At 70.1% G+C, this 26,895-nt stretch carries 21 protein-coding genes; 6 read left to right on the forward strand and 15 right to left on the reverse strand.

Annotated elements, in window-relative coordinates:
- Positions 1-6 precede the first annotated feature (6 nt).
- Both ACWFRJ_RS37880 and ACWFRJ_RS37885 read left to right on the forward strand, forming a co-directional pair.
- Positions 7-1,647 (forward strand): sensor histidine kinase, encoded by a 1,641-nt coding sequence (locus ACWFRJ_RS37880; RefSeq protein WP_453541844.1) that lies wholly within the window; start codon positions 7-9, stop codon positions 1,645-1,647.
- Positions 1,644-2,324, forward strand: coding sequence for a response regulator (locus ACWFRJ_RS37885; protein WP_453541847.1), 681 nt, complete (start codon positions 1,644-1,646; stop codon positions 2,322-2,324). The genes ACWFRJ_RS37880 and ACWFRJ_RS37885 overlap by 4 nt, the downstream gene beginning before the upstream one ends.
- A gap of 31 nt (positions 2,325-2,355) precedes the next feature.
- On the opposite strand, the gene ACWFRJ_RS37890 is transcribed toward ACWFRJ_RS37885, so the two are convergent.
- The 6 genes from ACWFRJ_RS37890 to ACWFRJ_RS37915 form a co-directional block, all read right to left on the reverse strand.
- Positions 2,356-3,948 carry a solute symporter family protein gene (locus tag ACWFRJ_RS37890; RefSeq protein WP_453541850.1) on the reverse strand — a complete coding sequence of 531 codons (1,593 nt, stop codon included), beginning with the start codon at positions 3,946-3,948 and terminating at the stop codon, positions 2,356-2,358.
- On the reverse strand, positions 3,945-4,496 hold the full coding sequence (locus tag ACWFRJ_RS37895) for a DUF485 domain-containing protein (protein WP_453541853.1): 552 nt from the start codon (positions 4,494-4,496) through the stop codon (positions 3,945-3,947). Before ACWFRJ_RS37895 ends, ACWFRJ_RS37890 begins: the two co-directional genes overlap by 4 nt.
- Positions 4,497-4,621: 125 nt before the next feature.
- A complete protein-coding gene (locus ACWFRJ_RS37900; protein WP_453541857.1) occupies positions 4,622-5,314 on the reverse strand; it encodes a response regulator in 693 nt (230 codons plus the stop codon).
- Positions 5,311-6,453, reverse strand: coding sequence for a sensor histidine kinase (locus tag ACWFRJ_RS37905; protein WP_453541860.1), 1,143 nt, complete (start codon positions 6,451-6,453; stop codon positions 5,311-5,313). Before ACWFRJ_RS37905 ends, ACWFRJ_RS37900 begins: the two co-directional genes overlap by 4 nt.
- Entirely contained in the window at positions 6,450-6,962 is a 513-nt protein-coding gene (locus ACWFRJ_RS37910) for a DUF1453 domain-containing protein (RefSeq protein WP_453541863.1), read from the reverse strand. The genes ACWFRJ_RS37905 and ACWFRJ_RS37910 overlap by 4 nt, the downstream gene beginning before the upstream one ends.
- 180 nt (positions 6,963-7,142) lie before the next feature.
- Positions 7,143-9,266 carry a DNA gyrase/topoisomerase IV subunit B gene (locus ACWFRJ_RS37915; RefSeq protein WP_453541866.1) on the reverse strand — a complete coding sequence of 708 codons (2,124 nt, stop codon included), beginning with the start codon at positions 9,264-9,266 and terminating at the stop codon, positions 7,143-7,145.
- A gap of 440 nt (positions 9,267-9,706) precedes the next feature.
- On the opposite strand from ACWFRJ_RS37915, the gene ACWFRJ_RS37920 reads away from it, so the two are divergent.
- The gene (locus ACWFRJ_RS37920; protein WP_160507629.1) at positions 9,707-9,934 is read left to right on the forward strand and encodes a DUF7455 domain-containing protein; all 228 of its coding nucleotides are present in this window, start codon (positions 9,707-9,709) and stop codon (positions 9,932-9,934) included.
- 168 nt (positions 9,935-10,102) lie between these two features.
- On the opposite strand, the gene ACWFRJ_RS37925 is transcribed toward ACWFRJ_RS37920, so the two are convergent.
- The 6 genes from ACWFRJ_RS37925 to ACWFRJ_RS37950 all read right to left on the reverse strand — a co-directional run bounded on the left by ACWFRJ_RS37925 (position 10,103) and on the right by ACWFRJ_RS37950 (position 18,346).
- Entirely contained in the window at positions 10,103-10,933 is an 831-nt protein-coding gene (locus ACWFRJ_RS37925) for a S1 family peptidase (RefSeq protein WP_453541869.1), read from the reverse strand.
- A 164-nt stretch (positions 10,934-11,097) separates the two neighbouring features.
- Positions 11,098-12,645 (reverse strand): RNA polymerase sigma factor, encoded by a 1,548-nt coding sequence (locus ACWFRJ_RS37930; protein WP_453541872.1) that lies wholly within the window; start codon positions 12,643-12,645, stop codon positions 11,098-11,100.
- Between the two features lie 420 nt (positions 12,646-13,065).
- A complete protein-coding gene (locus ACWFRJ_RS37935) occupies positions 13,066-13,953 on the reverse strand; it encodes a FadR/GntR family transcriptional regulator (protein WP_453541875.1) in 888 nt (295 codons plus the stop codon).
- Positions 13,954-14,114: 161 nt separating this feature from the next.
- Positions 14,115-16,193: an ABC transporter ATP-binding protein gene (locus ACWFRJ_RS37940; RefSeq protein ID WP_453541878.1), complete on the reverse strand. Its 2,079-nt coding sequence runs from the start codon at positions 16,191-16,193 to the stop codon at positions 14,115-14,117.
- A gap of 203 nt (positions 16,194-16,396) precedes the next feature.
- Positions 16,397-17,158 carry an NUDIX hydrolase gene (locus ACWFRJ_RS37945; protein WP_453541881.1) on the reverse strand — a complete coding sequence of 254 codons (762 nt, stop codon included), beginning with the start codon at positions 17,156-17,158 and terminating at the stop codon, positions 16,397-16,399.
- 294 nt (positions 17,159-17,452) lie between these two features.
- On the reverse strand, positions 17,453-18,346 hold the full coding sequence (locus ACWFRJ_RS37950) for an NADP-dependent oxidoreductase (protein ID WP_453541884.1): 894 nt from the start codon (positions 18,344-18,346) through the stop codon (positions 17,453-17,455).
- A gap of 70 nt (positions 18,347-18,416) precedes the next feature.
- On the opposite strand from ACWFRJ_RS37950, the gene ACWFRJ_RS37955 reads away from it, so the two are divergent.
- Positions 18,417-18,995 (forward strand): TetR/AcrR family transcriptional regulator, encoded by a 579-nt coding sequence (locus tag ACWFRJ_RS37955; RefSeq protein ID WP_453541887.1) that lies wholly within the window; start codon positions 18,417-18,419, stop codon positions 18,993-18,995.
- 137 nt (positions 18,996-19,132) lie between these two features.
- Here the strand turns inward: ACWFRJ_RS37955 and ACWFRJ_RS37960 are convergent, their stop codons facing one another.
- Both ACWFRJ_RS37960 and ACWFRJ_RS37965 read right to left on the reverse strand, forming a co-directional pair.
- Entirely contained in the window at positions 19,133-21,193 is a 2,061-nt protein-coding gene (locus ACWFRJ_RS37960; protein WP_453541890.1) for a glycogen debranching N-terminal domain-containing protein, read from the reverse strand.
- Positions 21,194-21,433: 240 nt separating this feature from the next.
- The gene (locus ACWFRJ_RS37965; protein WP_453541893.1) at positions 21,434-22,810 is read right to left on the reverse strand and encodes a DUF4192 domain-containing protein; all 1,377 of its coding nucleotides are present in this window, start codon (positions 22,808-22,810) and stop codon (positions 21,434-21,436) included.
- Between the two features lie 133 nt (positions 22,811-22,943).
- On the opposite strand from ACWFRJ_RS37965, the gene ACWFRJ_RS37970 reads away from it, so the two are divergent.
- Together ACWFRJ_RS37970 and ACWFRJ_RS37975 are read left to right on the forward strand one after the other, a co-directional pair.
- A complete protein-coding gene (locus ACWFRJ_RS37970) occupies positions 22,944-25,133 on the forward strand; it encodes a RecQ family ATP-dependent DNA helicase (RefSeq protein WP_453541896.1) in 2,190 nt (729 codons plus the stop codon).
- Positions 25,134-25,345: 212 nt separating this feature from the next.
- A complete protein-coding gene (locus ACWFRJ_RS37975; protein ID WP_453541899.1) occupies positions 25,346-25,984 on the forward strand; it encodes a hypothetical protein in 639 nt (212 codons plus the stop codon).
- A 220-nt stretch (positions 25,985-26,204) separates the two neighbouring features.
- On the opposite strand, the gene ACWFRJ_RS37980 is transcribed toward ACWFRJ_RS37975, so the two are convergent.
- Complete coding sequence (locus ACWFRJ_RS37980; RefSeq protein WP_453541902.1) at positions 26,205-26,879, reverse strand: hypothetical protein; 675 nt, start codon at positions 26,877-26,879, stop codon at positions 26,205-26,207.
- Between the last annotated feature and the right edge of the window lie 16 nt (positions 26,880-26,895).

Below are 26,895 nucleotides of genomic sequence, written 5' to 3' on the forward strand. Positions count from 1 at the left end.
GTACACATGAGCCCCACCTCTCCTGCCCGACGACTCCGCCTCGGCCTGCCGCGGCGCGTCTTCTCGCAGGTGCTGCTGATGCAGCTGGCGATCGCCGCCGGGGTCGCCGTGCTCGCCACGGGGCTCTTTCTCGCGCCGCTCAGCGATCAGCTGGACGACCAGGCGATGCGCCGCGCGCTCGCCATCGCGCAGACCACGGCCGCTCAGCCGAAGATCGCCGATGACCTGCGCTCCTCGAAGCCGACGGTCGACGGGCCCGTGCAGACGGAAGCGGAACGGATCCGGCGCGCCAGCGGCGCCGAGTACGTCGTGATCATGAACAAGGACGGCGTTCGCTGGTCCCACACCGACCACGACCAGATCGGACAGGTCGTCTCGACAGACCCCAGCGACGCGCTCGCCGGGGACGAGGTCATGGAGATCGACGACGGCACCCTGGGCCGCTCGGCGCGCGGCAAGGTGCCGCTGCGGGACATCGACGGGGACATCGTGGGCGCCGTCTCCGTAGGCATCGAGTACGACAGCGTCCGCGCCCGCCTCATCCACGCGATCCCCGGCCTCTTCGCGTACGCGGGCGGGGCTCTCGCCGTCGGCGCCCTCGCCGCCTATCTGATCTCACGCAGGGTGCAGCGACAGACGCGTGACCTGGCCTTCTCCGATATCTCGGCACTCCTCGCGGAACGCGAGGCCATGCTGCACAGCATCCGTGAGGGCGTCGTCGCACTCGACCGCGCCGGCCGGATCCGCCTCCTCAACGACGAGGCCCAGCGCCTCCTCGGCCTCGGAGCGGAAGCCATCGGGCAGCCGCTCGACACCGCGCTCGGCCCGGGCCGTACGACCGACGTGCTCGCCGGACGGGTCACGGGCACCGACCTCCTGACCGTCCGCGGCCAGCGTGTCCTGGTCGCCAACCGCATGCCCACGGACGACGGAGGCGCCGTCGCCACCCTGCGCGATCGCACCGAACTGGAGCAGCTCGGCCGCGAGCTGGACTCCACCCGCGGCCTCATCGACGCACTGCGCGCCCAGGACCACGAACACGCCAACCGCATGCACACGCTGCTCGGCCTCCTGGAGCTTGAGATGTACGAGGAGGCCGCGGAGTTCGTCGGCGAGGTGGCGGGCGCGCACCGGGTGACGGCCGAGCAGATCACGGAGAAGATCGGCGATCCACTGCTCGCGGCACTCCTGGTGGGCAAGGCCACGGTCGCCGCAGAGCGGGGCGTCGTCCTCGCCGTCCCGCGCGACACCGCACTGCCCGACCGTCTGATCGACCCGGGCGGCCTGGTCACCATCGTCGGCAACCTCGTCGACAACGCGCTCGACGCTGCGGCGGGCACCCTCCACGCGCGCGTGGAGGTCGATGTGCGCACCGAGGGACGCGCCGTCGTTCTACAGGTGCGCGACACGGGCCCTGGAGTACCGTCCGAGCAACGCGAGACGATCTTCACGGAGGGCTGGTCCACCAAGGAGCCCCCGGCGCACGGCAAGCGCGGCATCGGGCTCGCCCTGGTCCGCAGGCTCGCCGAGCGGCAGGGCGGCAGCGCGCGGGCCGGTGCCTCGTCCGACGGGGGCGCCGCATTCACCGTCGTACTGCCCGAAGCGCTCGCACAGTCCGACCTTGCCCCCACGGAGGAGACACGATGATCGAGGTGCTCGTCGTGGACGACGACGTCAGGGTCGCGGACGTCAACGCCGCCTACGTGGCCAAGGTCCCCGGCTTCCGGGTGGCCGGGAAGGCGCACAACGCCGCCGAGGCGCTGCGGCTCGTCGAGGAGCTCCCCGTCGATCTGGTACTCCTCGACCACTATCTGCCGGACGAGACGGGTCTCGCGGTGGTCCGTACGTTGCGTGAGCGCGGCCATCAGACCGACGTGATCATGGTGACCGCCGCGCGCGATGTCGCCACCGTCCAGGCCGCGATGCGGCACGGCGCCCTGCAGTACCTGGTCAAGCCGTTCTCCTACGCGGGACTCCGGGCCAAGCTCGACGCGTACGCGACCTTGCGCCGCACCCTGGACGGCGGGGGCGAGGCCGAGCAGGCCGAGGTCGACCGGATCTTCGGCGCCCTCTCGGCGACTCCGGCGCCGGAACTGCCCAAAGGGCACTCCCCCACCACGGCCGAGCTGGTCCGCAGGGCCTTGATGGGGGCCGAGGGGCCGCTGTCCGCCCAGGAGTTGGCGGACCGCACCCGGCTGAGCCGCCAGACGGCCCAGCGTTATCTGAAGCTCCTGGAGCGCTCGGGCCGGGTCAGGCTCAGCCTCAAGTACGGCGACACGGGCCGCCCGGAACACCGCTACGAGTGGGCGCCCAGCGCTTCGTAGCCGTGGCTGTGGCTGTGGCTGTGGAGGGCGGTCACACCGCCCCCGCCCCGGTGAGCGACCGCACCTCGGTCTCCGCGTGCTTGGCCTCGTCCGCCGGCTCCCGCGAGGTGACGGTGCCCAGCCATCCTGCGAGGAAGCCAAGGGGGATGGAGACCAGCCCCGGGTTCTCCAGCGGGAAGTACTGGAAGTCCACCCCCGGAAAGAGGGAGCCCGGCCCTCCGGAGACCACGGGTGACAGCACGACTAGCGCCAGGGAGGGCACCAGGCCCCCGTAGACCGACCAGACCGCTCCCCGTGTGGTGAAGTTCCGCCAGAACAGCGAATAGAGCAGCACGGGCAGATTCGCGGACGCGGCGACCGCGAAAGCGAGGCCGACCAGGAACGCCACGTTGAGATCTCGGGCGAGCAGCCCCAGGCCGATCGCGACCACGCCGATCCCGGCCGCGGCGAGGCGCGCCACCGCCACCTCACTGCGCGGCTTCGCATTCTTGCGCCGCAGGGACGCGTACAGATCGTGGGCCACGGACGCCGATGAGGCGAGCGTGATCCCGGCGACCACGGCGAGGATCGTGGCGAAGGCGATCGCGGCGACGATCGCGAACAGAACCGTTCCGCCTGTGGAGTTCGCGCCGCCCCCGAGATCGAGCGCGAGGAGCGGAACCGCCGTGTTCCCCGCGGCGTTCGATCCCCTTACGGCACCGGGACCCACGATCGCGGCGGCGCCGAAGCCAAGCACGATCGTCATCAGGTAGAAGCTGCCGATGAGACCGATGGACCAGACGACGGAGCGACGGGCGGCGCGCGCGGTCGGCACCGTGTAGAAGCGGGAGAGGATGTGCGGGAGACCCGCCGTGCCGAGGACGAGCGCGAGCCCGAGGCTGATGAAGTCCAGGCGCGAGGTCCAGTCCCCGCCGTACTTCAAGCCGGGCGCGAGGAACTTGCTGCCGTGTCCGCTGCGGTCGGCCGCCGTTCGCAGCAACTGGTCGAAGTCCCCGTGGAAACGCACAAGAACGAGCACGGTCAGCGCGATCGTGCCGCACATCAGCAGGACCGCCTTGACGATCTGGATCCAGGTGGTGGCCCGCATCCCTCCCAACGACACGTAGACGACCATGAGCGCGCCGACGCCGATCACGGTCCAGGCCTGCGCCGCCCCGCTCGTCCCGCCGAGCAGCAGCGCGACCAGTGAGCCCGCCCCCACCATCTGCGCCACCAGGTAGAGAACGGACACGGTCACCGAGGAAGTTCCCGCCGCGATACGCACGGGCCGCTCCCTCATCCGGGCGGCGACGACATCGGCGAGCGTGAACCGGCCGCAGTTGCGCACCAGTTCGGCCACCAGGAACAGCACGACCAGCCAGGCGACGAGAAAGCCCACCGAGTAGAGCAGCCCGTCGTACCCGAAGAGGGCGATCAGTCCGGAGATGCCGAGGAAGGACGCGGCCGACATGTAGTCGCCCGCGATGGCGAATCCGTTCTCCATGGGCGAGAAGAGCCGCCCACCCGCGTAGAACTCCTCCGCCGAGCCGTGCCGGTTGCGGCTCACCCACGTCGTGATGGCGAGCGTCACGGCCACGAACACGCCGAACAGCAGGAGCGCGAGCGTCTGATGGTCCCCGGTCATCGCTCGCTCCCCCGGTCCGACTCCTGCTCGCTCAACTGGTCGTGTTCCCGCTGGGCATGGACCCGCTTCTGGTCCTGCTCCCGCTTCTGCTCGAACACGGACCATCGCAGGTCGAGCGCCGCGCGATCCCTCCTCAGCCGGGCATGCCGGGAATACGCCCAGGTCAGCAGGAAGGTCGTGAGGAACTGCCCGAGGCCCGCGAGCATCGCGACATTCACGGATCCGGTGACGGGCCGCGCCATGAACCCGGGTGCCGTCGTCGCCGTCACGACATACGCGACGTACCAGGTGAAGAAGACGGCCGTACCGGGGATGACGAACCGCCGATACCGGCCGCGCACTTCCTGGAAGGCAGCACTGCGCTGGACCTCCAGATAGATGTCGGCCGCACTCGCGCCCCGCTCCGGCGCGGATCGGGGCGGCGCCACAGGCGCCGGAGCCCCCGTGCCGTCCAACTCGCCCCAGCCTGACGCAAGCGCGTCGTACCAGGGATCCCTCGGATCACCGGTCCGCGCCTGCCCGGCATCGCGCCCGTCGTGCTTCTCCACCGAACTCTCCTTGTCCGCAGCCTGGTTCGGCCGCGTGCCCAAGGATGGACAGAACGGGAAGATCCCTGACTCTTCTCTCCCTTCACTTCACCCCATCAGGTGACGGACCTCATCAAAGACCGCACTCAGGTGGACCTGGCGCTCGGCGGCTTGGCAAGACCGTGCCCGTAGGCGTAACGAACAGCCTGCGCACGGTCCTTGAGTCCCGTCTTGGCGAAGAGGTTGTTGATGTGCGTCTTCACCGTCGCGGTGGAGACATGCATCTCGCGGGCGATCTCCTGGTTCGTCATTCCCTCGGCGATCAGGATGAGCACTTCGGTCTCGCGCGTGGTGAGACCGTCGGGCGGCTCCACCGCGGGCGCGGGCTGCTCGGACTCCGAGAGCCGTTCCAGCAACCGCCGTTGGATCTGCGGCGAGAGGCCCCCGTTGCCCGAGAGCACGTCCTCGACGGCCCGCACGATCTCGTCCCCACCGGCGTCCTTGGTGAGATAACCCCGCGCGCCTGCTCTCAGCGCCGGGAAGAGCGAGTCGTCGTCGGCGAAGGTGGTCAGCACGACGACCTGCGTCCCCGGGTACTCGGCGCGGATACGGCGGGTGGCCTCCGCACCGTCGACCCTGGGCATGCGCAGGTCCATCAGGACGACGTCCGGCGCGAGTTCGGCGACGAGCCGGACGGCCTCCTCACCGTCTCCCCCGGAACCGACGACCTCGATGCCGGGCAGCAGCCCCAGCAGCATCACGATCCCCTCGCGCACCACGGTCTGATCGTCGACCACGATCACCCGCGCCGGCGCCTTGGCGCCGCCCTCCGTCGTCATGTGGGCACCTTCAGCGTCACGATGAAGCCCTCCTCGCCAGGCCCGGCCGCCAGGGACCCGCCCAGCAGCTCGGCTCGCTCCCGCATTCCGAGCAGACCGTACCCGGCTCCGGAGGCGGCGAGCTCACCCGGCGGCCCGCCCGAATCCTTCACGTCCAGGGTCACTTCACCCTCCCCGTACGCCAGCCGCACGAACACGGTGGCGCCCGGCGCGTGCTTGCGGACGTTCGTCAGGGCTTCCTGGGCGACGCGGCGCACCGCCTGTGACGCCTCGGCGGGCAGAGCGCGCCGCGCCCCCGTCACGGACACCGAGGCCTTGTCCGAGGCGACCAGTTCGTGAAGGAAGTCCTCGACGGGCGTCATCTCTCCGCGCAGCGCGGAGAGCGCCTGCCGGGTCTCAGCGAGCCCTTCACGGGCCATGGACCGCGCCGCCACCACGCGATCGAGAATCTGATCGCGTGTCGCATCCCCCTCGATCAGCAGACGCGCCGCCTCCAGGTGGACCATCTGCGCGGAGAGGCTGTGCGCGAGCACGTCGTGGATCTCCCGGGCGATGCGGGCCCGCTCGGCGAGCGCGGCCGTCTCGGCCTCCGCCGTGCGGGCGGCACGCTCCTGGGCCAGCAGTCGCTGGGCATTGCCCCGCGCGTCGGCGTCGAGCCGCAGGGTGTACCCGGCCAGCGCGAGCCCGATGACGATGAGGCTCGTGACGAGCCAGTTGTCGTTGTTGTACGCCGCGAACCCGGCCAGCGCGACAAGCGCACAACCCGCTGCCGCGAGAAGCGGCAGCCGCTCCAGGGCCAGGACCCCCGTACTGCACCAGAGGACGAGCGCAAGCACCCTCCAGTCGCCCGCCTGCGCGGCATACCCGGCCCCCATCAGCAGGAGCAGCAGAGTGACCGAGGGCCACAACCGACGATCGAAGGAGGTGCGGAAGAACGCCCAGGCAAGCCCGCAGCAGAGCACGACCAGGCCGACCCCGGCCACCAGGCGCCAGCCCCTGTCGTGATGGAACGCGTTCCACAGCAGACCGCCGGCGATCGCCACCCGCAGGACTCTGACGAACCACAGCCGGGCGACGCTCTGCCCTCCCCGGGTGAGACCTTCCCGGGAGGGCCATCTCATCCACCGGTCCGAGATCACACGGGGTCCTTCCGCATCGGCTCGTATGCCGCGTCCGCAACACCGTACGCCGGGCGGAACAGGCCGGCCCGCTGCACCAGCATGCCGCTGCGCACAAGCAGTGTGGCCGCGAGGGCCAGCATCAGAGCGGCACTGCCCTGCCGCACCCCCAGCAACGCGCCGAGACCGAACAGGCCGAGCCGCAGCCCGATCCCGACCCCCCAGACGAGGGCGGTGGCCTTGGTGCCCTTGCCCCACACGGCGCCGTCCGGCGCCGTCCACACATACGTGGTCCGCGCCCAGCCGAAGCCCATGGCCAGCGCGACCAACAGCTCCGCGCCGAGCAGGGCGACGGACAGCGCGTGGTGATGGGGATCCAGCACGTCGGGCTTGCGCACGGCCATGAAGACCAGCACGGCAGGTATGACCCACCAGCGCCTGTCCGCGGTGATCTGCTGCGCCTTGAACTGGCGCACGATCACCAACGCGACGACGGCACAGACCACCAGAACATTGGCGAGCCCAGACATGACGGCCTCCGTGGGGCGAGAGAGTGCGGAGCCGATCCGAAGAGGATCGACGCCTTCGACGCTACGGAAAAGACCTGGTCAGGACATCGGAGCAGGGGTGGAACGTGGGTGGAGCCAGGGGCTCCACCCACGGGTGGAGTGCGTTCCGCACGAGCGGGACGCACCAGTTTCGCGCGAGCGTTACGCGTCGATGCGCGAGCGGTCCAGCGTCGCCGCCGAGCTCGTGATGAACTCCTTGCGGGGCGCCACGTCGTTGCCCATCAGCAGATCGAAGACCTGCTCGGCGGCGTCCAGGTCGCCGATGTTGACCCGCCGCAGCGTGCGGTAGCGGGGGTCCATGGTGGTCTCCGCGAGCTGGTCCGCGTCCATCTCACCGAGGCCCTTGTAGCGCTGGATGGAGTCCTTGAAGCGGATCCCCTTGCGCTGGTACTCGAGGAGCGTCTCGCGCAGCTCGTTGTCCGAGTACGTGTAGACGTACTTGTCCTGGCCCTTCTTCGGCTGCACCAGCTCGATGCGGTGCAGCGGCGGCACGGCCGCGAAGACCCGGCCCGCCTCCACCATCGGGCGCATGTAGCGCTGGAAGAGGGTGAGCAGCAGAATCCGAATGTGGGCGCCGTCGACATCGGCGTCGACGAGGAGAATGATCTTCCCGTAGCGCGCCGCGTCGATGTCGAAGGTCCGGCCGGACCCCGCCCCTATGACCTGGATGATCGCGCCGCACTCGGCGTTCTTCAGCATGTCCGTCACGGACGCCTTCTGAACGTTGAGAATCTTGCCGCGGATCGGCAGGAGTGCCTGGAACTCGGAGTTCCGCGCCAGCTTGGCGGTGCCGAGCGCCGAGTCGCCCTCGACGATGAAGAGCTCGCTGCGCTCCACGTCGTCACTGCGGCAGTCGGCGAGCTTCGCGGGCAGCGAGGAGGACTCCAGGGCCGTCTTGCGGCGCTGGGCGTCCTTGTGCTGACGGGCCGCGATGCGCGTGCGGGCCGCCGCGACGGCCTTCTCCATCACGGCGCGCGCCTGCGCCTTGGCGTCGCGCTTGGTGGACGTCAGGAACGCCTTGAGCTCCTTGGCGATGACGTTGGCGACGATGCGGTTGGCCGCCGAGGTGCCGAGCACCTCCTTGGTCTGGCCCTCGAACTGCGGCTCGGCGAGACGGACCGTGACGACCGCGGTCAGCCCCTCCAGGGCGTCGTCCTTGGCGATGTCGTCCTCGGCGACGCGCAGCACCTTCTGGGTGCGCAGCGCCTCGTTCATCGTCTTGGTGAGGGAGCGCTCGAAGCCCGACACATGGGTGCCGCCCTTGGGGGTGGCGATGATGTTGACGAAGGACCGCAGCGTCGTGTCGTAACCGGTGCCCCAGCGCATGGCGACGTCCACGGTGAGCTCACGGGTGACCTCGGTGGGGGTCATCTGGCCGTGATCGTCGAGGACCGGGACGGTCTCTTTGAAGCTGCCCTGCCCGGTGAGGCGAAGGATGTCGCAGACGGCCTTGTCCTGGGCGAGGTACTCACAGAACTCGCTGATGCCGCCGTCGAAGCGGAAGGACTCCTCGCCCTTGGTTCCGCCGTCGCCGAGGCCGTACTCGTCGCGTACGACGATGGTCAGGCCCGGCACCAGGAAGGCGGTCTGCCGGGCGCGCTGGTGCAGCGTGTCCAGGTTGAGCTTGGCGTCCTTCAGGAAGATCTGCCGGTCGGCCCAGTAGCGCACGCGCGTGCCGGTGCGGTTCTTGGGGATCTTCTTCGCCTTGCGCAGCGTGGCCGACGAGTCGAAGTCGGCATCGGGGCCCGACTTGGCGAAGGCGCCGGGGACACCACGACGGAAGCTGATCGCGTGGGTGTGCCCCGCGCGGTCCACCTCGACGTCGAGGCGCGCGGACAGGGCGTTCACCACGGAGGCACCCACGCCGTGCAGGCCGCCGGAGGCGGCGTAGGAGCCACCGCCGAACTTGCCGCCCGCATGGAGCTTCGTCATGACGACCTCGACTCCGGAGAGGCCGGTCTTGGGCTCGACATCCACAGGGATGCCTCGGCCGTTGTCCCGGACCTCTACGGAGGCGTCGTCGTGGAGGATGACTTCGATGTGGTCGCAGTAGCCGCCCAGGGCCTCATCGACGGAGTTGTCGATGATCTCCCAGAGGCAGTGCAGCAGGCCACGGCTGTCCGTCGACCCGATGTACATGCCCGGACGCTTGCGAACGGCCTCGAGCCCCTCCAGGACGAGCAGGTGCCGCGCGGTGTAGTTGGAACCGTCCCGGTCTGCTCCGGTCAGCAACGCTGTGGACGGCACGGACGTCTCGGCGGTCACGCGGTTCGCTCCTCGCTGAATTTCAAATGGGGGCCTTTGGGGTAAGGCCCCGGCTTCGGTTGCCGCTCAGAGGGTACCGAGGCCTGGTAGAGCCGTTGTAACGCCACCCTCGTCTCAACTCACACTAGTCCAGTGCCGCACGCTTGTTCGATCCCTCGATGGAGTGAAGCGCACGTCACGTTCCCTTCCAGGCATGAACCATTTAGGCTCCGGGCACGTCCTCATGAACAACCGGCAACCCAGCCGGCGGACGACCGACCTGACAGACAGCGCGAAACCGTACGACACGTAAGAGACGTAATACGGCACATTCGCCGCCAACCGGCATCAGACAGCCGCCTCGGAAAAAACTTCGAGGAAAAGCCACGAGCGGGAACGTTTTCGGCCTGGTTGGATGTTGACCCTGGTACGACAGCTCGTCGAGCTAGAGAAGAGGCGACGTGACTACTGTTCTGACCCCCGCGAGCCCCCTGACGGCCGCTGATCGCTGCGACCGCTGCGGCGCCCAGGCATACCTGCGCGTCGTCCTGTTGAGCGGCGGTGAACTGCTCTTCTGCGCCCACCACGGCCGCAAGTTCGAGCCGGAACTCAAGAAGATCGCCGCTGAGATACAGGACGAGACGGAGCGGCTTACGGCCGTCCCGGAAACCAATGACGAGGATCGCTGACGCCTCGCACCCACGACGAGCCATCCGGCGCACTCCAGGCCGGTGATCGGGCGGCCGACCCTGCCAACCCCAGGGGCGGCCGCCCGCTCTCGTCACACGGCCGCCCAGGCACCTTCTCGGCGGTCCCACGCGGCGCTCCACTCTCCCCGCGTGGCACATTCCGCAGTCTCAGCCGTGCAGAGGCATGTCCCGCGCGACGCCCGAGATCCGCGTATAGACCCCAGGACTCCCGGCCTGCCCGCAGCCGCTGCCCCACGAGACGAGGCCGATGAGCCGCCCGTGTGCGACAAGCGGGCCGCCGCTGTCCCCCTGACAGGCGTCACGCCCGCCCTCGACTTCTCCGGCACACAGCATGGATGCGGCCTCGTACGTTCCGTCGGAGCTGCCCGGGTAGGCCTTTCCGCACGTCGAGTCGGGCAGTACCCGCACGGGCGCGGAGCGCAACGTATTCGCGTAATCACCCGCCCCCGTCGTGTCACCCCACCCGAAGACAGCCGCGCGCGTGCCGGGCTCGTACGCCGAGTCCCCCTCCCCGGCCATACTGATCGCGTAACTCTTCGGAAGCGGGCTCGCCAGAGACAGGACCGCGACGTCTCCGGAGTTCGAGGAACTGTCGTACTCCGGATCGACCGACGCCTCGCGCACCGGGATCTCGCGGCCGGCCGACGTGCTCAGGTCGTCACGGCCCGCGATCACCTTCAGGTCGCTCATCTTGCGCAGCGGCACTCCGAGGACTTCCTCACCCATGCAGTGCGCCGCGGTGAGGACGGTCGTGGGACCGACCACCACACCTCCGCAGAACTGCCCCGAGCGCGTACCCCCGAACCGGTCACGACTGGACAGCGCCACCACCCAGGGGTTGTCGGCCACCCGGACCGGACTGCCCCCGATGACGATGCTGTCGGCCGCCGCGGGGGCCGGAGAGGCCAGCGGCAGCACCGCCACCGGTGCGACAAGGGCCAATGCCGCCGTAAATGTTCGGGCGAAAGGACGAGGCATGCGATCTCCTCACTTTGGGTTGCCATGGCACACCCACAGTGATCCAGTGCGGCACACCCCGCACCCGCGCCACGCACGTCCGCGCCAGGGCGAACTCATCGGACAAACAGGAAGACCCGAAACCTCGCACGAGGTTTCGGGTCTTCCTTGTGGAGCGCTGGTGACTAGTCGAGGTAGTCGCGCAGAACCTGCGAACGCGACGGGTGACGCAGCTTCGACATCGTCTTCGACTCGATCTGACGGATGCGCTCACGCGTCACCCCGTAGACCTTGCCGATCTCGTCGAGGGTCTTCGGCTGGCCGTCGGTGAGACCGAAGCGCATGGAGACCACGCCCGCCTCACGCTCGGACAGGGTGTCGAGCACGGAGTGCAACTGCTCCTGAAGGAGCGTGAAGCTGACCGCGTCGGCCGGAACGACCGCCTCGGAGTCCTCGATGAGGTCACCGAACTCGCTGTCGCCGTCCTCACCCAGGGGGGTGTGGAGGGAGATCGGCTCGCGGCCGTACTTCTGGACCTCGATGACCTTCTCCGGGGTCATGTCGAGTTCCTTGGCCAGCTCCTCCGGGGTGGGCTCACGGCCCAGGTCCTGGAGCATCTGGCGCTGCACGCGCGCGAGCTTGTTGATGACCTCGACCATGTGCACCGGGATACGGATGGTGCGGGCCTGGTCGGCCATGGCGCGGGTGATCGCCTGACGGATCCACCAGGTGGCGTACGTGGAGAACTTGTAGCCCTTGGTGTAGTCGAACTTCTCGACCGCGCGGATCAGACCGAGGTTGCCCTCCTGGATGAGGTCCAGGAAGAGCATGCCGCGGCCGGTGTAGCGCTTTGCCAGGGAGACCACCAGACGGAGGTTGGCCTCCAGGAGGTGGTTCTTGGCGCGGCGCCCGTCCTCGGCGATGATCTCCAGCTCGCGCTTGAGCTTCGGCGCGAGCTTGTCGGCGTTCGCCAGCTTGTCCTCGGCGAACAGGCCGGCCTCGATGCGCTTGGCGAGCTCGACCTCCTGCTCCGCGTTGAGGAGCGGGACCTTGCCGATCTGCTTCAGGTAGTCCTTGACGGGGTCGGCGGTGGCACCGGCCGCGGCGACCTGCTGGGCCGGGGCGTCGTCCTCGTCCTCGTCGGACAGTACGAAGCCTGCCTGGGGACCCTCTTCCGAGGACTCACCCTCACCGGGCTTGCCCTTGGCGGGCGTCTCCTCGGTGGCCTCGTCGTCCAGGATCTCGTCGTCCTGCTTGGACGCACTCTTCTTTGCCGTCGCCTTCTTGGCGACGGTCTTCTTGGCGACGGCCTTCTTCGCCGTCGTCTTCTTGGCGGCGACCTTCTTCGCGGGCGAGTCCTCAGCTGCGACATCTACGGCCGACGCCTCGGGGGCGGCGGTCGCGGTGGCCTGCTTAGTCGTGGTCGTCTTGGCCGCGACGGTCTTGGTCGCGGTGCGCTTGACCGGGCTCTTCGCTGCGACGCTCTTGCGGGGGCGCTTCGGCTCCGCGGCACTGACCATCAGCGTCACACCCTCTTCCTCGAGGATCTGGTTGAGGCTGCGCAGAACGTTCTTCCACTGAGTGGCCGGAATCTGGTCAGCTTCGAAGGCACGACGCACGTCATCGCCGGCGATCTGCCCATCAGCCTTTCCCCGCTCGATGAGCGCCATGACAGAGACGGATTCGGCGATCTCCGGCGGGAGCGTACGGGATGTGCTGGCCGACACGAACAACCTCTCGGAACGTTGGAAAACGGCTTCCGGCCCCGTCCATTGTGGACCAGGACCGACGACCGACGACTGGGGATGGGCCGACGGCGCAGGCGGGGCCGGGGAGCTACACAGCGCCGCGAACGACTGCTGTATTCCCTCCTCGGCTATCACCTCTTAGGTCATCGCGCTGCCCCGAGGAGCGTTACGCCCAATCTACGTGGCCCGAGTCACACCCCGTAAGCACCCAAAAGCGTCCAGATACGGTCAGAAGTGCTCAGATCTAGGCTCTGGTGACCGTCCAGACGGCAACGACCGCGTCGCCGGGTCTCTGCCTGATCCCCGAGGAACCCGCAGAGGCCCGGCGACGGTACCGCGCCAACGGAGTGATGAGGACGGGCCGCGAGGCGCATGCGCCGGCCGTACGGACGCAGACCCGGCCGGTCAGTGCTCGCGAGGGGCGGGCACGACGCGCTCCACCTCCGGGTGGGCGGTGAGCAGCTGACGCATGGCCGCTTCGGCGCCGGGTGCGTCGCCCGCCCCGAGAGCGTCGACGATGCGCGAGTGGTGGACCAGGGACGCCTCGGTGGGACGGTCACAGCCGGTGATCGGGCCACCGGAGACCTGGAGTGCGGCCGAGACGATGCCGGACAGGTGCTCCAGCATGCGGTTGCTCGCGAGCTGGATGAGCAGCGAGTGGAACTCCGCGTCGGCGCGGGAGAAGGTGATCCCGTCGCCCTGGCTCAGGGCATGGCCCATGATCTCGACCATGTCGGCGAGCCGCTGCTGCACCTCCTCGCGGCCGTGGCCCGCGGCGAGCCGAGCGGCGAGGGGCTCGATCGTCCAGCGAAGCTCGCCCAGTTCGCGGCGCTGGTCGTCGCGCTGCGGCCCGAACGCGCGCCACTCGATGATGTCCGGGTCCAGCAGGTTCCAGTCGCTGACGGGCCGCACGCGGGTGCCGACGTTCGGCCTCGCGCTGACCAGGCCCTTGGCTTCGAGCACGCGCAGCGACTCCCGCACGACGGTGCGGGAGACCTCGAAACGCTGGCCGATCTCCTCGGGGACCAGCGGGCGGTCGGCGCCCAGGTCACCGGAGACGATCATCTGACCGAGCTGCTGGACGAGTTGGCCGTGCAGTCCACGGCCACGGTTTCCTGCGGTGCGTCGGCCGACGCGGCCGAGGTCGTGGTCGGCGCTGTCCCACGGGGGCGCGACGACGCGGTCGGCACCAGGGGCCTCTGCGTAGGGGTAGCGGTCGAGTTCGCCCGGGCCGGCGAGACCGGAGTCTGCGGAGCGGGCGGCGGTCATCATGGTGTGCGCAAGGGTACTCACGGATCCTTTGTCGGCGTCGCTCCCAAGTCCCTTGAGGTCTTTGGTGAAAAGCACACGAAAGGGTGATCGCTTACCCCGCCGCACTTGACGCCTTATCGGAAAGAAACGGCCGTTCTCCGAGGAGTTGTGCGCAGTACGGGAACGGAAGCACCGGGCGATCGTTATCGAGCCCTGCTGCGCATCCCCGTGAGCAGATATGCGCAGAGCAGAGCGGTCAGTGACAACATCAGTGCGCTGCCGACAGGTTGGGCGACCATCCGGACTCCACCGGCCAGATATCGCTCGACACCGAACGGCCACTGCACCAGTGCGAGGTCGCGCAGCCTCCCCGGCAGCCCCGCCGCCGATCGCACAGACGGCCCCTCCAAGGCCTTTTGTACGAGCGGTACGACGACGATCGGCACCGCGAGAACCGCGGCGAGGCCGGCCGTCGTGGACCGGAAGACTCCGCCCGCGAGCACCCCCGCCCAGGCGCAGCCCACCACCAGGGCGATCCAACTCGCGCTCAGCGAGAGCCAGTCAGCGGGAACTTTCGCGAGCTCTTCTCCGTATACCAGGTGGAGCAGCGCGGTGTCGGAACCCAGGACGAGCAGGCCCAGCAGGAGCCCGGTGGCCGCCGCGACGATCAACTTGGCGCAGAGCAGCCCCAGGCGGCGGGGGACGGTGCCCCGGTCGACGGCCAGGGCGGGGTGACGGAACTCTTCACCGAAGGCGAGCGCGCCGAGCAGCCCGGCGCCAAGCGCGGCGGGCGGCAGGGGGAGTTCCTGAGGCCAGGCGGCCAGCAGGAGCGGTTGTGGCGTGTGACCGCTCCTGGCGAGGAAGACGCAGAGGACTGCGGATACGGCGAGCACGACGGCGGCGGTGAGGTATCCGGTGCCGACACCGGCGACGCGGCGCAGCTCGTAACGCAAGGGGCGAAGAGGGGTACGAGCGGGGCGGATCGAGATGGGGGGCGGCAAGGCGGCCGGGGCCACGGGGGTCTGTGGGGCGGTGGTGGCGAGGGGGTCCATGGTGACGGGTGGTTCCGCGGTGGCGAGCGGGATGAGGATCTTGGCCGTGGACACGGGCTCGATGCCGGTGCTGGTGCCGGTGGCGGCCTCAGTGCCGGTGACGATCTCGGTGCCGGCTTCGGGCAGCACGTCGGCTGCCTCGGCCGGCCTGTCCCCCGCCGAGGTCTCTCCCGCCGGGGCCTCTCCCGCCGGGGCCTCTCCCGCCGGGCTTCCTACCGAACCCCCGCGTGACATCTGCCCCGTATCCACACCCGTGCCGCCCGCAGCCGCAGCCACCCCACCAGGGACTTCGACTCTGCGTTCGGGTCTGCCTTCGGGCGCGGGCGCGGGCGACGGCGTCGGTGCCACAGCGACAGGCCCCGCATCCCCGATCTCATCGGCGAGTTGGTGGACGAGGATTCCGTGGCGGAACGCCGTCTCTCCGACATCGGCGCAATTGCTGCCGTACACGGAAAGCCGGTTGCCGTACTCCCTCACCACCTCGATGGAGCGTTGGCCCGCACGGGCCTCCTTGGACAGCAGGGCGCCGAGGCGCGCCGCGTGCGGACTGCGCACCGCGACACGGGGGCGCAGCCGTGTGCGGGCGAAATCCCCGGCTTCCTGGTCGGCGACCAGACGGCCCGCTTCCAGGGTGACGACCCGGTCTGCGCTCCGTGCCGCCTCCTTGGGGTCGGCCGTGGAGAACAGGACCGTTCCCCCCTGGGCGGCATGCGCGCGCAGAACGTCGTGCAGCCACCCGCCCTCCCGGGCCGAAAGCCCGTCGGCGGGACCGTCGAGGACGAGCGTGTGCGGGTCGGCGAGCAGCGCGCAGGCCAGGCCGAGACGGCGGTCCATGCCGCGCGAGAGCGTGCCGAGCCGCTGATCACGGAGGCTGACGAGACCGACGACTTCGAGTACGTCGTCGGCGCGCTGGACGGGAACACCGGCGGCAGCGCACAACATGCGCAGCTGGCCGCGGACCGTGCGGCCGGGGTGCCCAGGTACCTCGCCCAGAAGGACGCCCACCTCGCGGGAGGGGTGGGCGATGCGGTGCAGCGGACGCCCTCTGAAGTAGGTGACCCCTCGGCCCTGTTGGATTTCGAGCATGAGTCTCAGCGCCGTCGTCTTACCGGCGCCCTGTGCGCCGAGCAGCGCCGTGACACGGCCTGTTCGCGCCTCGAAGGACACGTCGTCGACGGCGGGTGGCAGCTCCTGGCGGAGATTGCTGGTCAGTCCGATGGCCTGGATCATCGCTTCTCTCGCGGGATGTGCGACCGCTCGGCGGCCAGAGTTCGTCCGCCGGGTCGGGGACGGACGAACCCCGTGGGTACTTCAGCAAGATAACGCGATATTTCCGTCATTTCGGTCAGGGTGTGGGTCGCGGGTGTCCATCACGCGACCCTCACGCGGCCAGACCGACAGGTGTGACCAGCGCGTGCCCCGCGGCTCGGACCTCAGACTTCGGGGCGCAGCATCGGCGGGTTGAGCAGCGTCGCGCCGCCCGCACGGAAGAGCTGGGCGGGGCGACCGCCCTGGCGAGTGGTCGTACCGCCGGTGGGGACGAGGAAGCCCGGCGTGCCGGTCACCTTGCGGTGGAAGTTGCGCGGGTCCAGCACGACGCCCCACACGGCCTCGTACACGCGGCGCAGCTCTCCGACGGTGAACTCGGGCGGGCAGAAGGCCGTCGCGAGGGAGGAGTACTCGATCTTCGAGCGGGCGCGCTCCACACCGTCCGCCAGGATCTGCGCGTGATCGAAGGCCAGTGGCGCCGCCTGCTCGCCCTCACGGCCGTATCCGCCCTGGTGGAGCAGCGCCTCGACCGTCGCCCACCGCGCGCTTTTCGCATCGCCACCGGCCCGCGGTGCGGGCAGATCGGGAGCGAGAGCGAGATGGGCGACGCTCACGACCCGCATCCGCGGATCACGCTTGGGATCGCCGTACGTGGCGAGCTGCTCCAGGTGGGCGCCGTTCGCCTGGACCGGAGTGTCCCGATCGTGGGCGCACAGCCCCGTCTCCTCGACCAGCTCCCGCGCGGCGGCCGCCGACAGGTCCTCGTCGTCCCGCACGAATCCGCCGGGGAGCGCCCAGCGGCCCTGGAACGGCGACTCACCCCGCCGCACGGCAAGCGCGCAGAGCGCGTGGCTGCGCACGGTCAGCACGACCAGATCGACGGTGACAGCGAAGGGCGGGAAGGCCGACGGGTCGTAGGGCGACATGCCGCGATCATAGTCGTCTGCCTGACGATAAACAGCTCCTCCGACATCCGATCCTGGTTCTGCGGCCTCAAAAGCATTTCCGCGCGACCGTGAGCACCACTCGAACGCGACAGAGCGCCCGGGAAAGGGCCGGAGCACGCACAAGAGCCCTGCGGCGTTGATTCTGTACGCGGCTGGACCGACGCGGCGAAGTCTCTTTCAGGGAACTGTGGTTGAGGGACTTCGCCGAATCGGAACTACCAGGAATTCAGCTTGCCGGGCCGCGGCGGGTCGTGCAGCCGCACAGGCATCGGCTCAGATGACCAGGACCCGGCGCCCGCGCGTGTGACCGGCCTGGCTGTCGATGTGCGCCTGAGCGGCCTCGGCGAGCGTGTACGACTTCTCGACCGGGATGTGGAGCTCCCCCCGCGAGATGAGACCGGCGGCCTCGGCGAGCGCCGCCGGTACGCTCCCGGCCACGCCGGAGAACCGGACACCGAACTCCGGCGCACCGAGATCGGCGATGGAGATCACCTTCTGCGGATCCCCGGTCAGCTCGACAAGCTCGCGGATCACGCCCGAGCCGGCCAGGTCGAGAGCCGCGTCGACATGGCCGAGCTGCCGCACCCGCTCGACCCAGCCCTCGCCGTACATCGTGGCGACGGCTCCCAGGCCACGCAGATAGTCCTGGTTCGCGGCCCCGGCCGTGCCGATCACCGCGATGCCGCGGTCGCGGGCGATCTGCAGCACCGCCGATCCGACTCCCCCGGACGCACCGCTGACCAGCAGAGTCTGCCCGGGCTGCACACCGACCTCGCGGATGATGCGCAGCGCGGTCTCCACCACGGAGGGGTAACCGGCCGCCTCCTCGAACGTCAGCCCCTCGGGCATCCGCGCCCAGGCCGACAGCACGGCGAACTCGGCATAGGTGCTGGCGCCTTCACCGAACACGTGGTCGCCGATCTCGACCCCTTCGACACTCTCGCCGACCTCGTCCACCACCCCGGCGGCGTCAAGACCGACTCCGGCGGGCAACTCGGTCGGGTGAGCGCCCAGGACCTGCCCTTCACGGACCCGCCAGTCAACGGGGTTCACACCCGCCGCCCGCACGGCGATACGTATCTGGCCGGGGCCCGGGTGGGGCTCCTCGACCTCTAGAAGTTGCAGAACGTCCGGACCGCCGAACTCGGCGAAGCTCACTCTCTTCATACCGCCGACCGTAACACTAACCGTTAGTGTTCAAAAACGGTTAGTGTTTTGTACCTGATAGCATCAACGCATGACCGTGCCGACCGGACGCCGAGAGCGCAAGAAGGCCGCGACCCGCCAGAAGATCGCTGACACCGCTCTGCAGCTCTTCTTGGAACGCGGGTACGACGCGGTGGGCATCCGTGATGTGGCAGCCGAGGCCGACGTGGCCGTCACCACGCTCTTCTCCCACTTCGCCTCGAAAGAGGCCCTGGTGTTCGAGCAGGACGAAGACTTCGAGAAACGCCTCACTCAGGCAGTCGCCGGCCGGGCACCGCACGAGCCGCTCATCCCCGCGCTGCGCCGCGAGATCCAGGCCTTGGTGCGGCATTGCACGGCGGACGGCGCCGCCCCGATCTTCCGGATGATCGACGAATCATCTGCCCTGCGTAAGTACGACGAGTCGATGCAGCTGCGCCATGCGGAGTCGCTGGCAACGGCGATCGCCGCCGATCTCGACCTGCCACAGACCACAACGGCCTGCCGGACGATCGCGAGGTTCGCTATCGACGCCTACGCGCTGGCCCGTGAGGCGGACGATCCGGAGGCCGCGGTGGACGAGATCTTCCGGATGATCGAGGCAGCCTGGGAGATCGGCCGCCCTTCCTGACGTGCGCGAGGCACTGGTCCTCTCCTGACGTGCGCGCGACGCTGCTCCCCCCTCCCTGTACGGCTGAACTCAACTCACCGGGTCCTGCGTCAGATGTGCACCACACCCGCCGCAGGCCTCCTGTCGTGGGCCGTGGGTCACACCCCCAACTGCAGTCCGTCGGCGGCCTCCTCGACCATGGCGAGACCGAGCCTGCTGACGCGCACGGAGAACGGGGCACCCGCGACGGACAGCGCCGTCAGTCCCAGTTCCCCCAAAGGCGCGCTGCGAACGGGCCTCAGCGTCACCGTGCCCGACGGGGCGTCGGGCCGGATCCCGGCGAGTGCCGTGAGGAGTTGCACTCCAGCGGCAGCCGAGACGGCCGCCGGACGGCAGGCAGCGGGATGCGGCAACGGAGCGCCGCCCTCCGTGCGCTGCTCCCCCGCATACATCTCAGGCAGCCGGTAGTCGAACGTCTCGGCCGCCGCCATCACCCCCCGCAGCAGTCCACTCGCTTCCTTCTCGTATCCGGCGGCGGCCAGACCCGCGACGGCGACCGACGTCTCATGGACACGGACCGCTCCGCCACGATGCCCGAAAGGGTTGTACGCGGCTTCCTTGACGCCCAAGCTCCGCAGCCCCCACCCCGAGTCCATGGCGGGACCGCCCAGCAGCCGGGCAAGCTGCTCGGTCTGCACCTTGTCGAGCAGCCCCGGTGCCAGCGCACCGGACCCGAGCAGGCCGGTGTCGAGGAGGTGGGCGGCACCACCGGTGAGGAGGGGAACGGGGCGGCCGTCGGGCAGGCAGGCCGCGGCGGGTCGGCCACCCGCCCGGTCCTCCACCCAGAAGTTCCCCCGGAACGCGCCTCGCAGCCGCTCCGCCCACTGCCGCAGGTCGGTGCCGCCCGCACGGCCGTGCGCGTCGAGCAGGTCGGCGCCGAGCAGCGCGGCCCGGTGGGCATGGGCCTGGGTCTCGCAGCGCGCCGGGCCACCCGGATACGGGTCCGGCAGTCGAACTCCGTCGCCGACCGCTGCAAGCAGCCACCGCAGGCAGCGCTCGGCCGCCGGCAGCAACTCCTCCGTCTCCTGCGCCGAAAGTCCCCACCGCCACGCCTCCGCCAGCAGCACCGGGAAGAGCAGCGTCGCCTCGATCCCCGTGCACCCGGGCGGCAGATGCGGACCTCTGTTCCGCACCGGTCCGGGGATCATGCCCGCCCGCGGCCCCTTGCCCGTGAACTGACGGCGGGCGAGCGTACGCAGCGTCCCCATGGCGATCCGGGTGCCGAGCGGCAAGGTCATCCGGGCGGCCGCGAGCGCCTCGGCGGGAGCGAGACCACAGCGCCATGGCGCCCCCGCGGCCAGATGGACATCGGTCGGGTGCTCGGGGTCCCGCATCAGCAACGCCTGGAGATCCTCCACTGATCGGTCCAGCAGAGCCCGGGCCCTGGGGTCGTCGCCCGCGGCCCGTGCCGTGGCGAGGGAGCGCGAGGCCCCCTGTCCGACCGCCCGCACCGGACCCGCACCCTCCGTGCGCACCCGTAGCTCCAGACTCCACGTGCCGCCCGGTGGCAGCTCCACCTCCCAGCGCAACAGCCCCGCGGAGGCCAGCGCGTCCGCGGGCGCCGGATGCGAGGTGACCGCACAGTGGCCCGCGGGTGAGGACCAGCGCATGCCGGAGTCGTGGACACTGGCGGGCAGTTCGGGACCGGTGTTGCCGGACGCGATCGCTCCGAGCTCCGCCAGATCCGTGCCGAGCGACACCTCCACGGGCAGCCGCAGTACACGCCCCGCGCCGCTGGTGAGGATGATCCGCTCCGTACCGTCCGCGTACCGGGTCCGCTCGACGATCACATCCGGATCCGGACCGCCGTCCGCTGACGTACGCAGTGTCGCGAGGAAGCGGGCACGGTCGGCCGAGAGCATCCGGGCCTGTACGGCCACCGGCTCGCGCCCCGCCACCCGCACTTGGCAGCGGGACAGCAGCCTGCGCCCCGCGCGGTAGAACCCCTCGAGTCCGCGGCCGGTCAACTGCCCCTGATCCGTGGAGATCGCGAGCGCGGGCATGGCCACACAGATCAGCGCGTCGTGCGCGGGCGGCAGCTGAGCGGAGCGACGCGGCGCGGGAGCCGGGGCCTGCCCGCCGGGCAGGCGCGATGGAGTCGGCGTGGGTCGCTGGGGACCCTCTCTGCCGGAGGCAGGAGACGGGGCGGGCAGGGACATGAGGCGGCTTCTTCCGCGCTGTCCGCGCTACGGGGAGTCGGAGGTCGTACGGCGGCTCGACCCAGGTACGGGTACCGCCACTCAGGTGAACGGACCTCCCCCGCCCCAGGTCACGCCCACAGAACGCGAAGCCACTCGGCCGGCCCCGGTCTCCCCCGCAAGGAACCCTCGCCGGTACCCATCTCGCCCCGTCCCGCTCACCCTCCCTCAGACCTGCCCTCAGGTGACGAACTCCCGCGTTCATGTGTCGTTCCTCGCCGCGCGCCGGGTGGTGCGACGGCGGTTCTGCGGCCCTGTGCTCGGCCTCTCGGTGGCCCGTGGGCCGGTGCCGCTCTTCGGCCGTGCGGGGCGGCCGCGGCGTCGGGGTGCGGCGCCCACCGGCTCTCCCGCGGAGTCCGAGGTCTCTGCTGGTACCGGCAGTTCGGTCTGAACCCCCGACGCGCCACGGTCGGTTCGCTCCCTTCGCAAGCAGCGGCGGATCGGCTCGGGGTCCAGATCCCCGGCGCAGGCATGGTGCAGGAGTTGCGCGAAGGTGTAGCCGGGGTCGGCACACAGCGCCATGGACAGGGCCTCCTGCCCCTCCGTGGCATCGCCGAGGGACCAGGCGACCCAGCCCGCGAGGGACAGGGGGGCCGCGGCGTGCTCTCCGTAGGCGCCGACGCAGCGACGGGCCAGGACCCTCCAGAGACGAAGTGCCGTCGCCGCGGCGTCGCCCTCCATCCATTCGGCCGCCTGATCACGTGTCGTGCGGTCCTGCAGGCCGAGGATCAGCGCCGCGGCTTCGTCGTGCGCGAGAAGTTCGTCGTCCTGGAGATCCGCCTCCAGCCTGTCGACGACCGTGGGTGCCGCAGCCATACGCGCCATGATCCGGCGGGCCAGATCGAGCGTGTCAGCGGCGACCTCGGCGTGCCCGTCCTTGTCCAGGATCCGGCGCACGATCGCCATGCCCGCCGCGTCGAGAGCGGCCTCCTGGTCCGCCGCGGCGACGGATTCCCAAGGGGTGAGCCGCGCCCGCATCTCCCTTGGGGTGACACCCACCTGGACGCCCGCATAGGCCGTGGCCGCGGCCAGGACCGACGTGCCCGGCCGCAGCAGCGGCACTCCTTCCGGCGGGCAGCACTCCTTGTTCGGGCAGCAGTAGGTCCAGAAACTGCCCGCCGAGATGCACACGACCTCGAACACGGGGACGTCGAGGCTTCCGCAGGCGGTGCGGAGCACCTGCGCGAGCGGTCGCAGGCGCTGCATGACCTGCCGTCCGGATTCGGCGCCCACGGGCTCCGCACACAGGAAGGCGACAATGCCGTCAGGCCGGGCCCCGCGCCGCTCACAGCCGCCCACCAGACACTGGGCGAGCTGCTCCGCGATGGGTGGCCAGTCCTCAGCGCGCCCGGGAATGCCGAGGCGCACACGGCCACCCAACCGCCCCCGCTCGCCGTGCAGAGCGATGAGGACGACGCTCTCCTCGGGCCGGAACCCGAGCAAGTACGGAAGGGCGTCCGCGAGTTCGGCCGGGGTACGCAAGGTGACCAGGGTCCCGTCGATGGAATCAGTGGAACGGGTGGAATCGATGGAGTCGGTGGAGTCGATCGGGTCGTTCTGTTCGCTGTGGTTCGCCATGCGCCGACTCTCCCGCGGATCACCAGATTCCGGTTTGGCCTGTGGATAACTGCGATCAGGTGCACGCCAAGAGTTGTCCACAGACCGGTGGACTCGTTCGCCTAATGTCAGACCCATCGGGTTGCATGGGGGCATGAGCAACGAAGATCTGCGCACGGCGGCCGATGCCGTACTCGCCCGCCTCGTCGGCGGCCCCGCCCCCGCAAGCGGCGAGGCGGCGCCGTCGGACGGTCCACGACTGCGCGAGGACCAGTGGCGCGCGATCGAGGCGCTGGTCGCCGACAAGCGCCGGGCGCTGGTCGTGCAGCGCACGGGATGGGGAAAGTCCGCCGTGTACTTCGTCGCGACCGCGCTGCTGCGGGAGCGGGGCAGCGGCCCCACCGTGATCGTCTCCCCGCTGCTCGCACTCATGCGCAATCAGGTGGAGTCGGCCGCTCGAGCCGGAATCACCGCCCGCACGATCAACTCCTCCAACACGGAGGAGTGGGAGACCATCCAGGCCGAGGTGGCCTCCGGCGACGTGGACGTCCTCCTCGTCAGTCCCGAGCGGCTGAACAACCCGGACTTCCGCGATCAGGTCCTGCCCAAGCTCGCCGCGGCGACCGGCCTGCTCGTGGTCGACGAGGCACACTGCATCTCGGACTGGGGTCACGACTTCCGGCCCGACTACCGACGGTTGCGCACCATGCTCGCCGACCTGCCGCCTGGCGTCCCCGTACTGGCCACCACCGCGACGGCCAACTCACGTGTGACGGCCGATGTGGCCGAGCAGTTGGGCACCGGCGGCAGCTCGGACGCGCTCGTGCTGCGCGGGCCTCTCGACCGCGAGAGCCTGAGCTTGAGCGTGCTCCAACTTCCCAACGCCGCGCACCGGCTGGCCTGGCTCGCCGACCACCTGGACGAGCTGCCGGGTTCGGGAATCATCTATACGCTCACCGTCGCAGCCGCCGAGGAGATCACCGCCTTCTTGCGGCAGTGCGGGCACACCGTCACCTCGTACACCGGTAAGACGGAGAACGCGGACCGGCAGCAGGCCGAGGAAGATCTGCTCGCCAACCGGGTGAAGGCCCTGGTCGCCACCTCCGCCCTGGGCATGGGCTTCGACAAGCCGGATCTCGGATTCGTGGTGCATCTCGGCTCCCCCTCGTCCCCGATCGCCTATTACCAGCAGGTCGGCCGCGCGGGCCGTGGTGTCGATCACGCGGAGGTACTCCTGCTTCCGGGCAAGGAGGACGAAGCGATCTGGAACTACTTCGCCTCGCTCGCCTTCCCTCCCGAGGAGCAGGTCCGGCGCACGCTGGACGTCCTCGCGCAGGCGGGAAGGCCGCTCTCGCTGCCCGCATTGGAGCCGCTGGTCGAGCTGCGCCGGTCACGGCTCGAGACGATGCTCAAGGTCCTCGACGTGGACGGCGCGGTCCGGCGCGTCAAGGGCGGCTGGACCTCCACGGGGATGCCCTGGGCGTACGACGCCGAGCGCTATGCCTGGGTCGCCAAGCAGCGGCAGACGGAACAGCAGGCGATGCGCGATTACGCCACGACTCCCGGCTGCCGGATGGAGTTCCTGCGGCGGCAGCTGGACGACGAGGCAGCAACACCCTGCGGGCGCTGCGACAACTGCGCGGGCGCGCGCTTCACCGATGCCGTGTCCTCCGGAGCACTGGACACGGCACGGGGCGAACTGGTCCGTGCGGGTGTCGACGTGGAACCCCGGAAGATGTGGCCGACCGGGCTCGCCGCCGTCGGCGTCGACCTCAAGGGGCGTATCCCCGTGGGAGAACAGGCCTCCCAGGGAAAGGCCCTCGGGCGGCTCTCCGACATCGGATGGGGCAACAGGCTCCGGCCGATGCTCGCCCCCCAGGCCCCTGACGGACCGGTGCCCGACGACGTGGCGAAGGCTGTGGTCGGCGTGCTCGCCGACTGGGCGAAGGGGCCCGGCGGCTGGGCCTCGGGCAACGCCGACGCCCAGGCGCGGCCGGCCGGTGTCGTGACCATGTCCTCGCACACGAGGCCCCAGCTGATCCAGTCACTTGGCGCACGGATCGCCGAGATCGGCCGCCTCCCGCTCCTCGGCTCCATCGAGTACGCCGCCGGAGCCGATACGGCACATGTGCCCAGGAGCAACAGCGCGCAGCGCCTGCGCGCCCTCGACGGGGCGCTGACCGTGCCACCCGAGCTCGCGGCGGCACTCCAGGAAGCGGGCGGTCCCGTTCTGCTCGTCGACGACCTGACGGACAGCGGATGGACCCTGGCGGTGGCCGCTCGCATGCTCCGCCGGGCCGGAGCGAAGGGGGTGTTGCCGCTGGTCCTGGCCGTACAAGGCTGACGCAAGCGTCGATGCGGGCCGCCTTGGGCAGGGATATAGGCGGCGCATCACCAGATACTGGTCGGCGAACCCGATTGCTCGTTGCCGCAAGGCAGTACGACGGGAAGAATTGGTACTGCTCCCCGCGCGCCTCCCCGTGGTCCGGCAGGGCTGTGCCGCGGTGCGCTCCCCAGTCCGACCCGCCCTATGGGCGCGTAGCCGAAGGGAGGACCGTGACCTTCGGATTCGCTCCGTTCGCTGCGGCATCGATGTCGGAGTCTTCGACGTCGGCTGAGATGTCCGCCGATTCCACCAACCGACTGGCCCGGATGCTCGAGCCCGCGGAGTGGTCAGCCGCGGGAATTCCCCTGCTGCGCAATCCGCGTGAGGTCGTCAGCGGCCTGCATACCCGACATCGCCCGACGCCCGAGACAGCCGTCGTCGCCGTCCTCGATCCGGAGGAACGGCTCCGGGCGAGCGCTTCGTTCACCCGACGGCCGAGCGCGGCGGACGGCTGGGTGTTCCGTAACGCGCTGCTCGCGCAGTTGCGCCGGATCATCCCGCACGACCTGCGGCGCCGCACCCCGGTGCGCACCGCCGTCCTGCTCTACTGCCGTGACGGTGACGCGCGTTGGACGCAGGAGGACGGGGCGTGGATGTGGGGTCTGCGAGACGCCTGCACGCTGCACGGGTTGCGGTGCGGTGCCTACATCACACTGACCCGTGACGGCTGGCAGGTGCTCGGCGAGGGCCGTGGCGGCCGTCGGCCGAGTTCCGGCTCACGCCCGGAGGCTTTCGCCGAAACCGATCCGCCGCCACCCCGCACCGGCGGCGCCGCGTCCGACGTCCTGCGCCGAGCGGCGGCACGCTGAGGCGTCCTTCGACCCGCCACGCCGGGCGGGCCACAGGCATGGACCGGAGCGCGCCGCCGCCCGCGTCACGCGGGACGCGACGCATACAGCTCGAAGCTCACCCGGCCATGCCACGGACGGACACCGACCACCACCGGCAGCACCACTGACACCGACCACCCGACTTCGGAGACAGACAGTCGAAGCCGGGACCCGGCGCGCAGGAGTCAGACAGTGAGCGTCAGACGCCCGCGCCCAGCATCGCGTTGATCCGCTGTGGGTCACCGCAGACGATCAGCAGGGTTCCGGCCCGGGCGAGCGCCGTCGGCAGCGCGCCGACCGCGGTCTCCTCGCTGCCGCCGTTGATGGCGACGACGACCACGGGGCGGGACACGGCACGGTCAAGGGCTGCGGCGTCGGCGTAGAAGACGTCGTCGCCCGCGTCGTGCTGAGCCCAGTAGGAGGCCTCGCCGAACGACAGCTCGTGCGTGGCCCACGGGTGCGGGTCGCCGGTGGTGATCACCAGGACCTCACCCGGAACACGGCCGGAGTCGAGCAGCAGGTCGACGGCTTCCTCGGCGGCGTCGAGCGCCCCCTCGGCGGAAGCCGGGATCAGCTGGATCTGCGGAACCGAAGCACCGGCATCCGTCGCGGAGCCCGCAGGGGAACCGGCGGAAACGGCGGAAGGTCCGGAAGCAGCCGGGGCGGACGGCCCGGGCTTGGCGGCCGGCTCATGCGACGTGCGCTGCGCCGGCGGCGTCGGCCGGGCGGGGCCCGGTCGGCCGGGACGCGGCACAGCCGCGGGACGCGGGCCGGGTACGGGGCGGGGGGTCGGCGTGATGCGGCCACTGGCCGGGGTCACGCGGGGACCCTGGGCACTCTCGTGAATCTGAGGCTCCTCGGGACTGAGAGGCATGCGTTGTTATTTATCA

Source organism: Streptomyces sp. NPDC055239 (assembly GCF_053606205.1).

Bases quoted from the DNA above. Each gene is read 5' to 3' on its own strand.
- ACWFRJ_RS37910 (WP_453541863.1), bottom strand. From the start codon at position 6,962: ATGTCTGGGCTCGCCAATGTTCTGGTGGTCTGTGCCGTCGTCGCGTTG.
- ACWFRJ_RS37955 (WP_453541887.1), top strand. From the start codon at position 18,417: ATGACCGTGCCGACCGGACGCCGAGAGCGCAAGAAGGCCGCGACCCGC.
- ACWFRJ_RS37900 (WP_453541857.1), bottom strand. From the start codon at position 5,314: ATGACGACGGAGGGCGGCGCCAAGGCGCCGGCGCGGGTGATCGTGGTC.
- ACWFRJ_RS37980 (WP_453541902.1), bottom strand. From the start codon at position 26,879: ATGCCTCTCAGTCCCGAGGAGCCTCAGATTCACGAGAGTGCCCAGGGT.
- ACWFRJ_RS37925 (WP_453541869.1), bottom strand. From the start codon at position 10,933: ATGCCTCGTCCTTTCGCCCGAACATTTACGGCGGCATTGGCCCTTGTC.
- ACWFRJ_RS37940 (WP_453541878.1), bottom strand. From the start codon at position 16,193: ATGATCCAGGCCATCGGACTGACCAGCAATCTCCGCCAGGAGCTGCCA.
- ACWFRJ_RS37885 (WP_453541847.1), top strand. From the start codon at position 1,644: ATGATCGAGGTGCTCGTCGTGGACGACGACGTCAGGGTCGCGGACGTC.
- ACWFRJ_RS37890 (WP_453541850.1), bottom strand. From the start codon at position 3,948: ATGACCGGGGACCATCAGACGCTCGCGCTCCTGCTGTTCGGCGTGTTC.
- ACWFRJ_RS37945 (WP_453541881.1), bottom strand. From the start codon at position 17,158: ATGTCGCCCTACGACCCGTCGGCCTTCCCGCCCTTCGCTGTCACCGTC.
- ACWFRJ_RS37970 (WP_453541896.1), top strand. From the start codon at position 22,944: ATGAGCAACGAAGATCTGCGCACGGCGGCCGATGCCGTACTCGCCCGC.
- ACWFRJ_RS37960 (WP_453541890.1), bottom strand. From the start codon at position 21,193: ATGTCCCTGCCCGCCCCGTCTCCTGCCTCCGGCAGAGAGGGTCCCCAG.
- ACWFRJ_RS37880 (WP_453541844.1), top strand. From the start codon at position 7: ATGAGCCCCACCTCTCCTGCCCGACGACTCCGCCTCGGCCTGCCGCGG.
- ACWFRJ_RS37965 (WP_453541893.1), bottom strand. From the start codon at position 22,810: ATGGCGAACCACAGCGAACAGAACGACCCGATCGACTCCACCGACTCC.
- ACWFRJ_RS37950 (WP_453541884.1), bottom strand. From the start codon at position 18,346: ATGAAGAGAGTGAGCTTCGCCGAGTTCGGCGGTCCGGACGTTCTGCAA.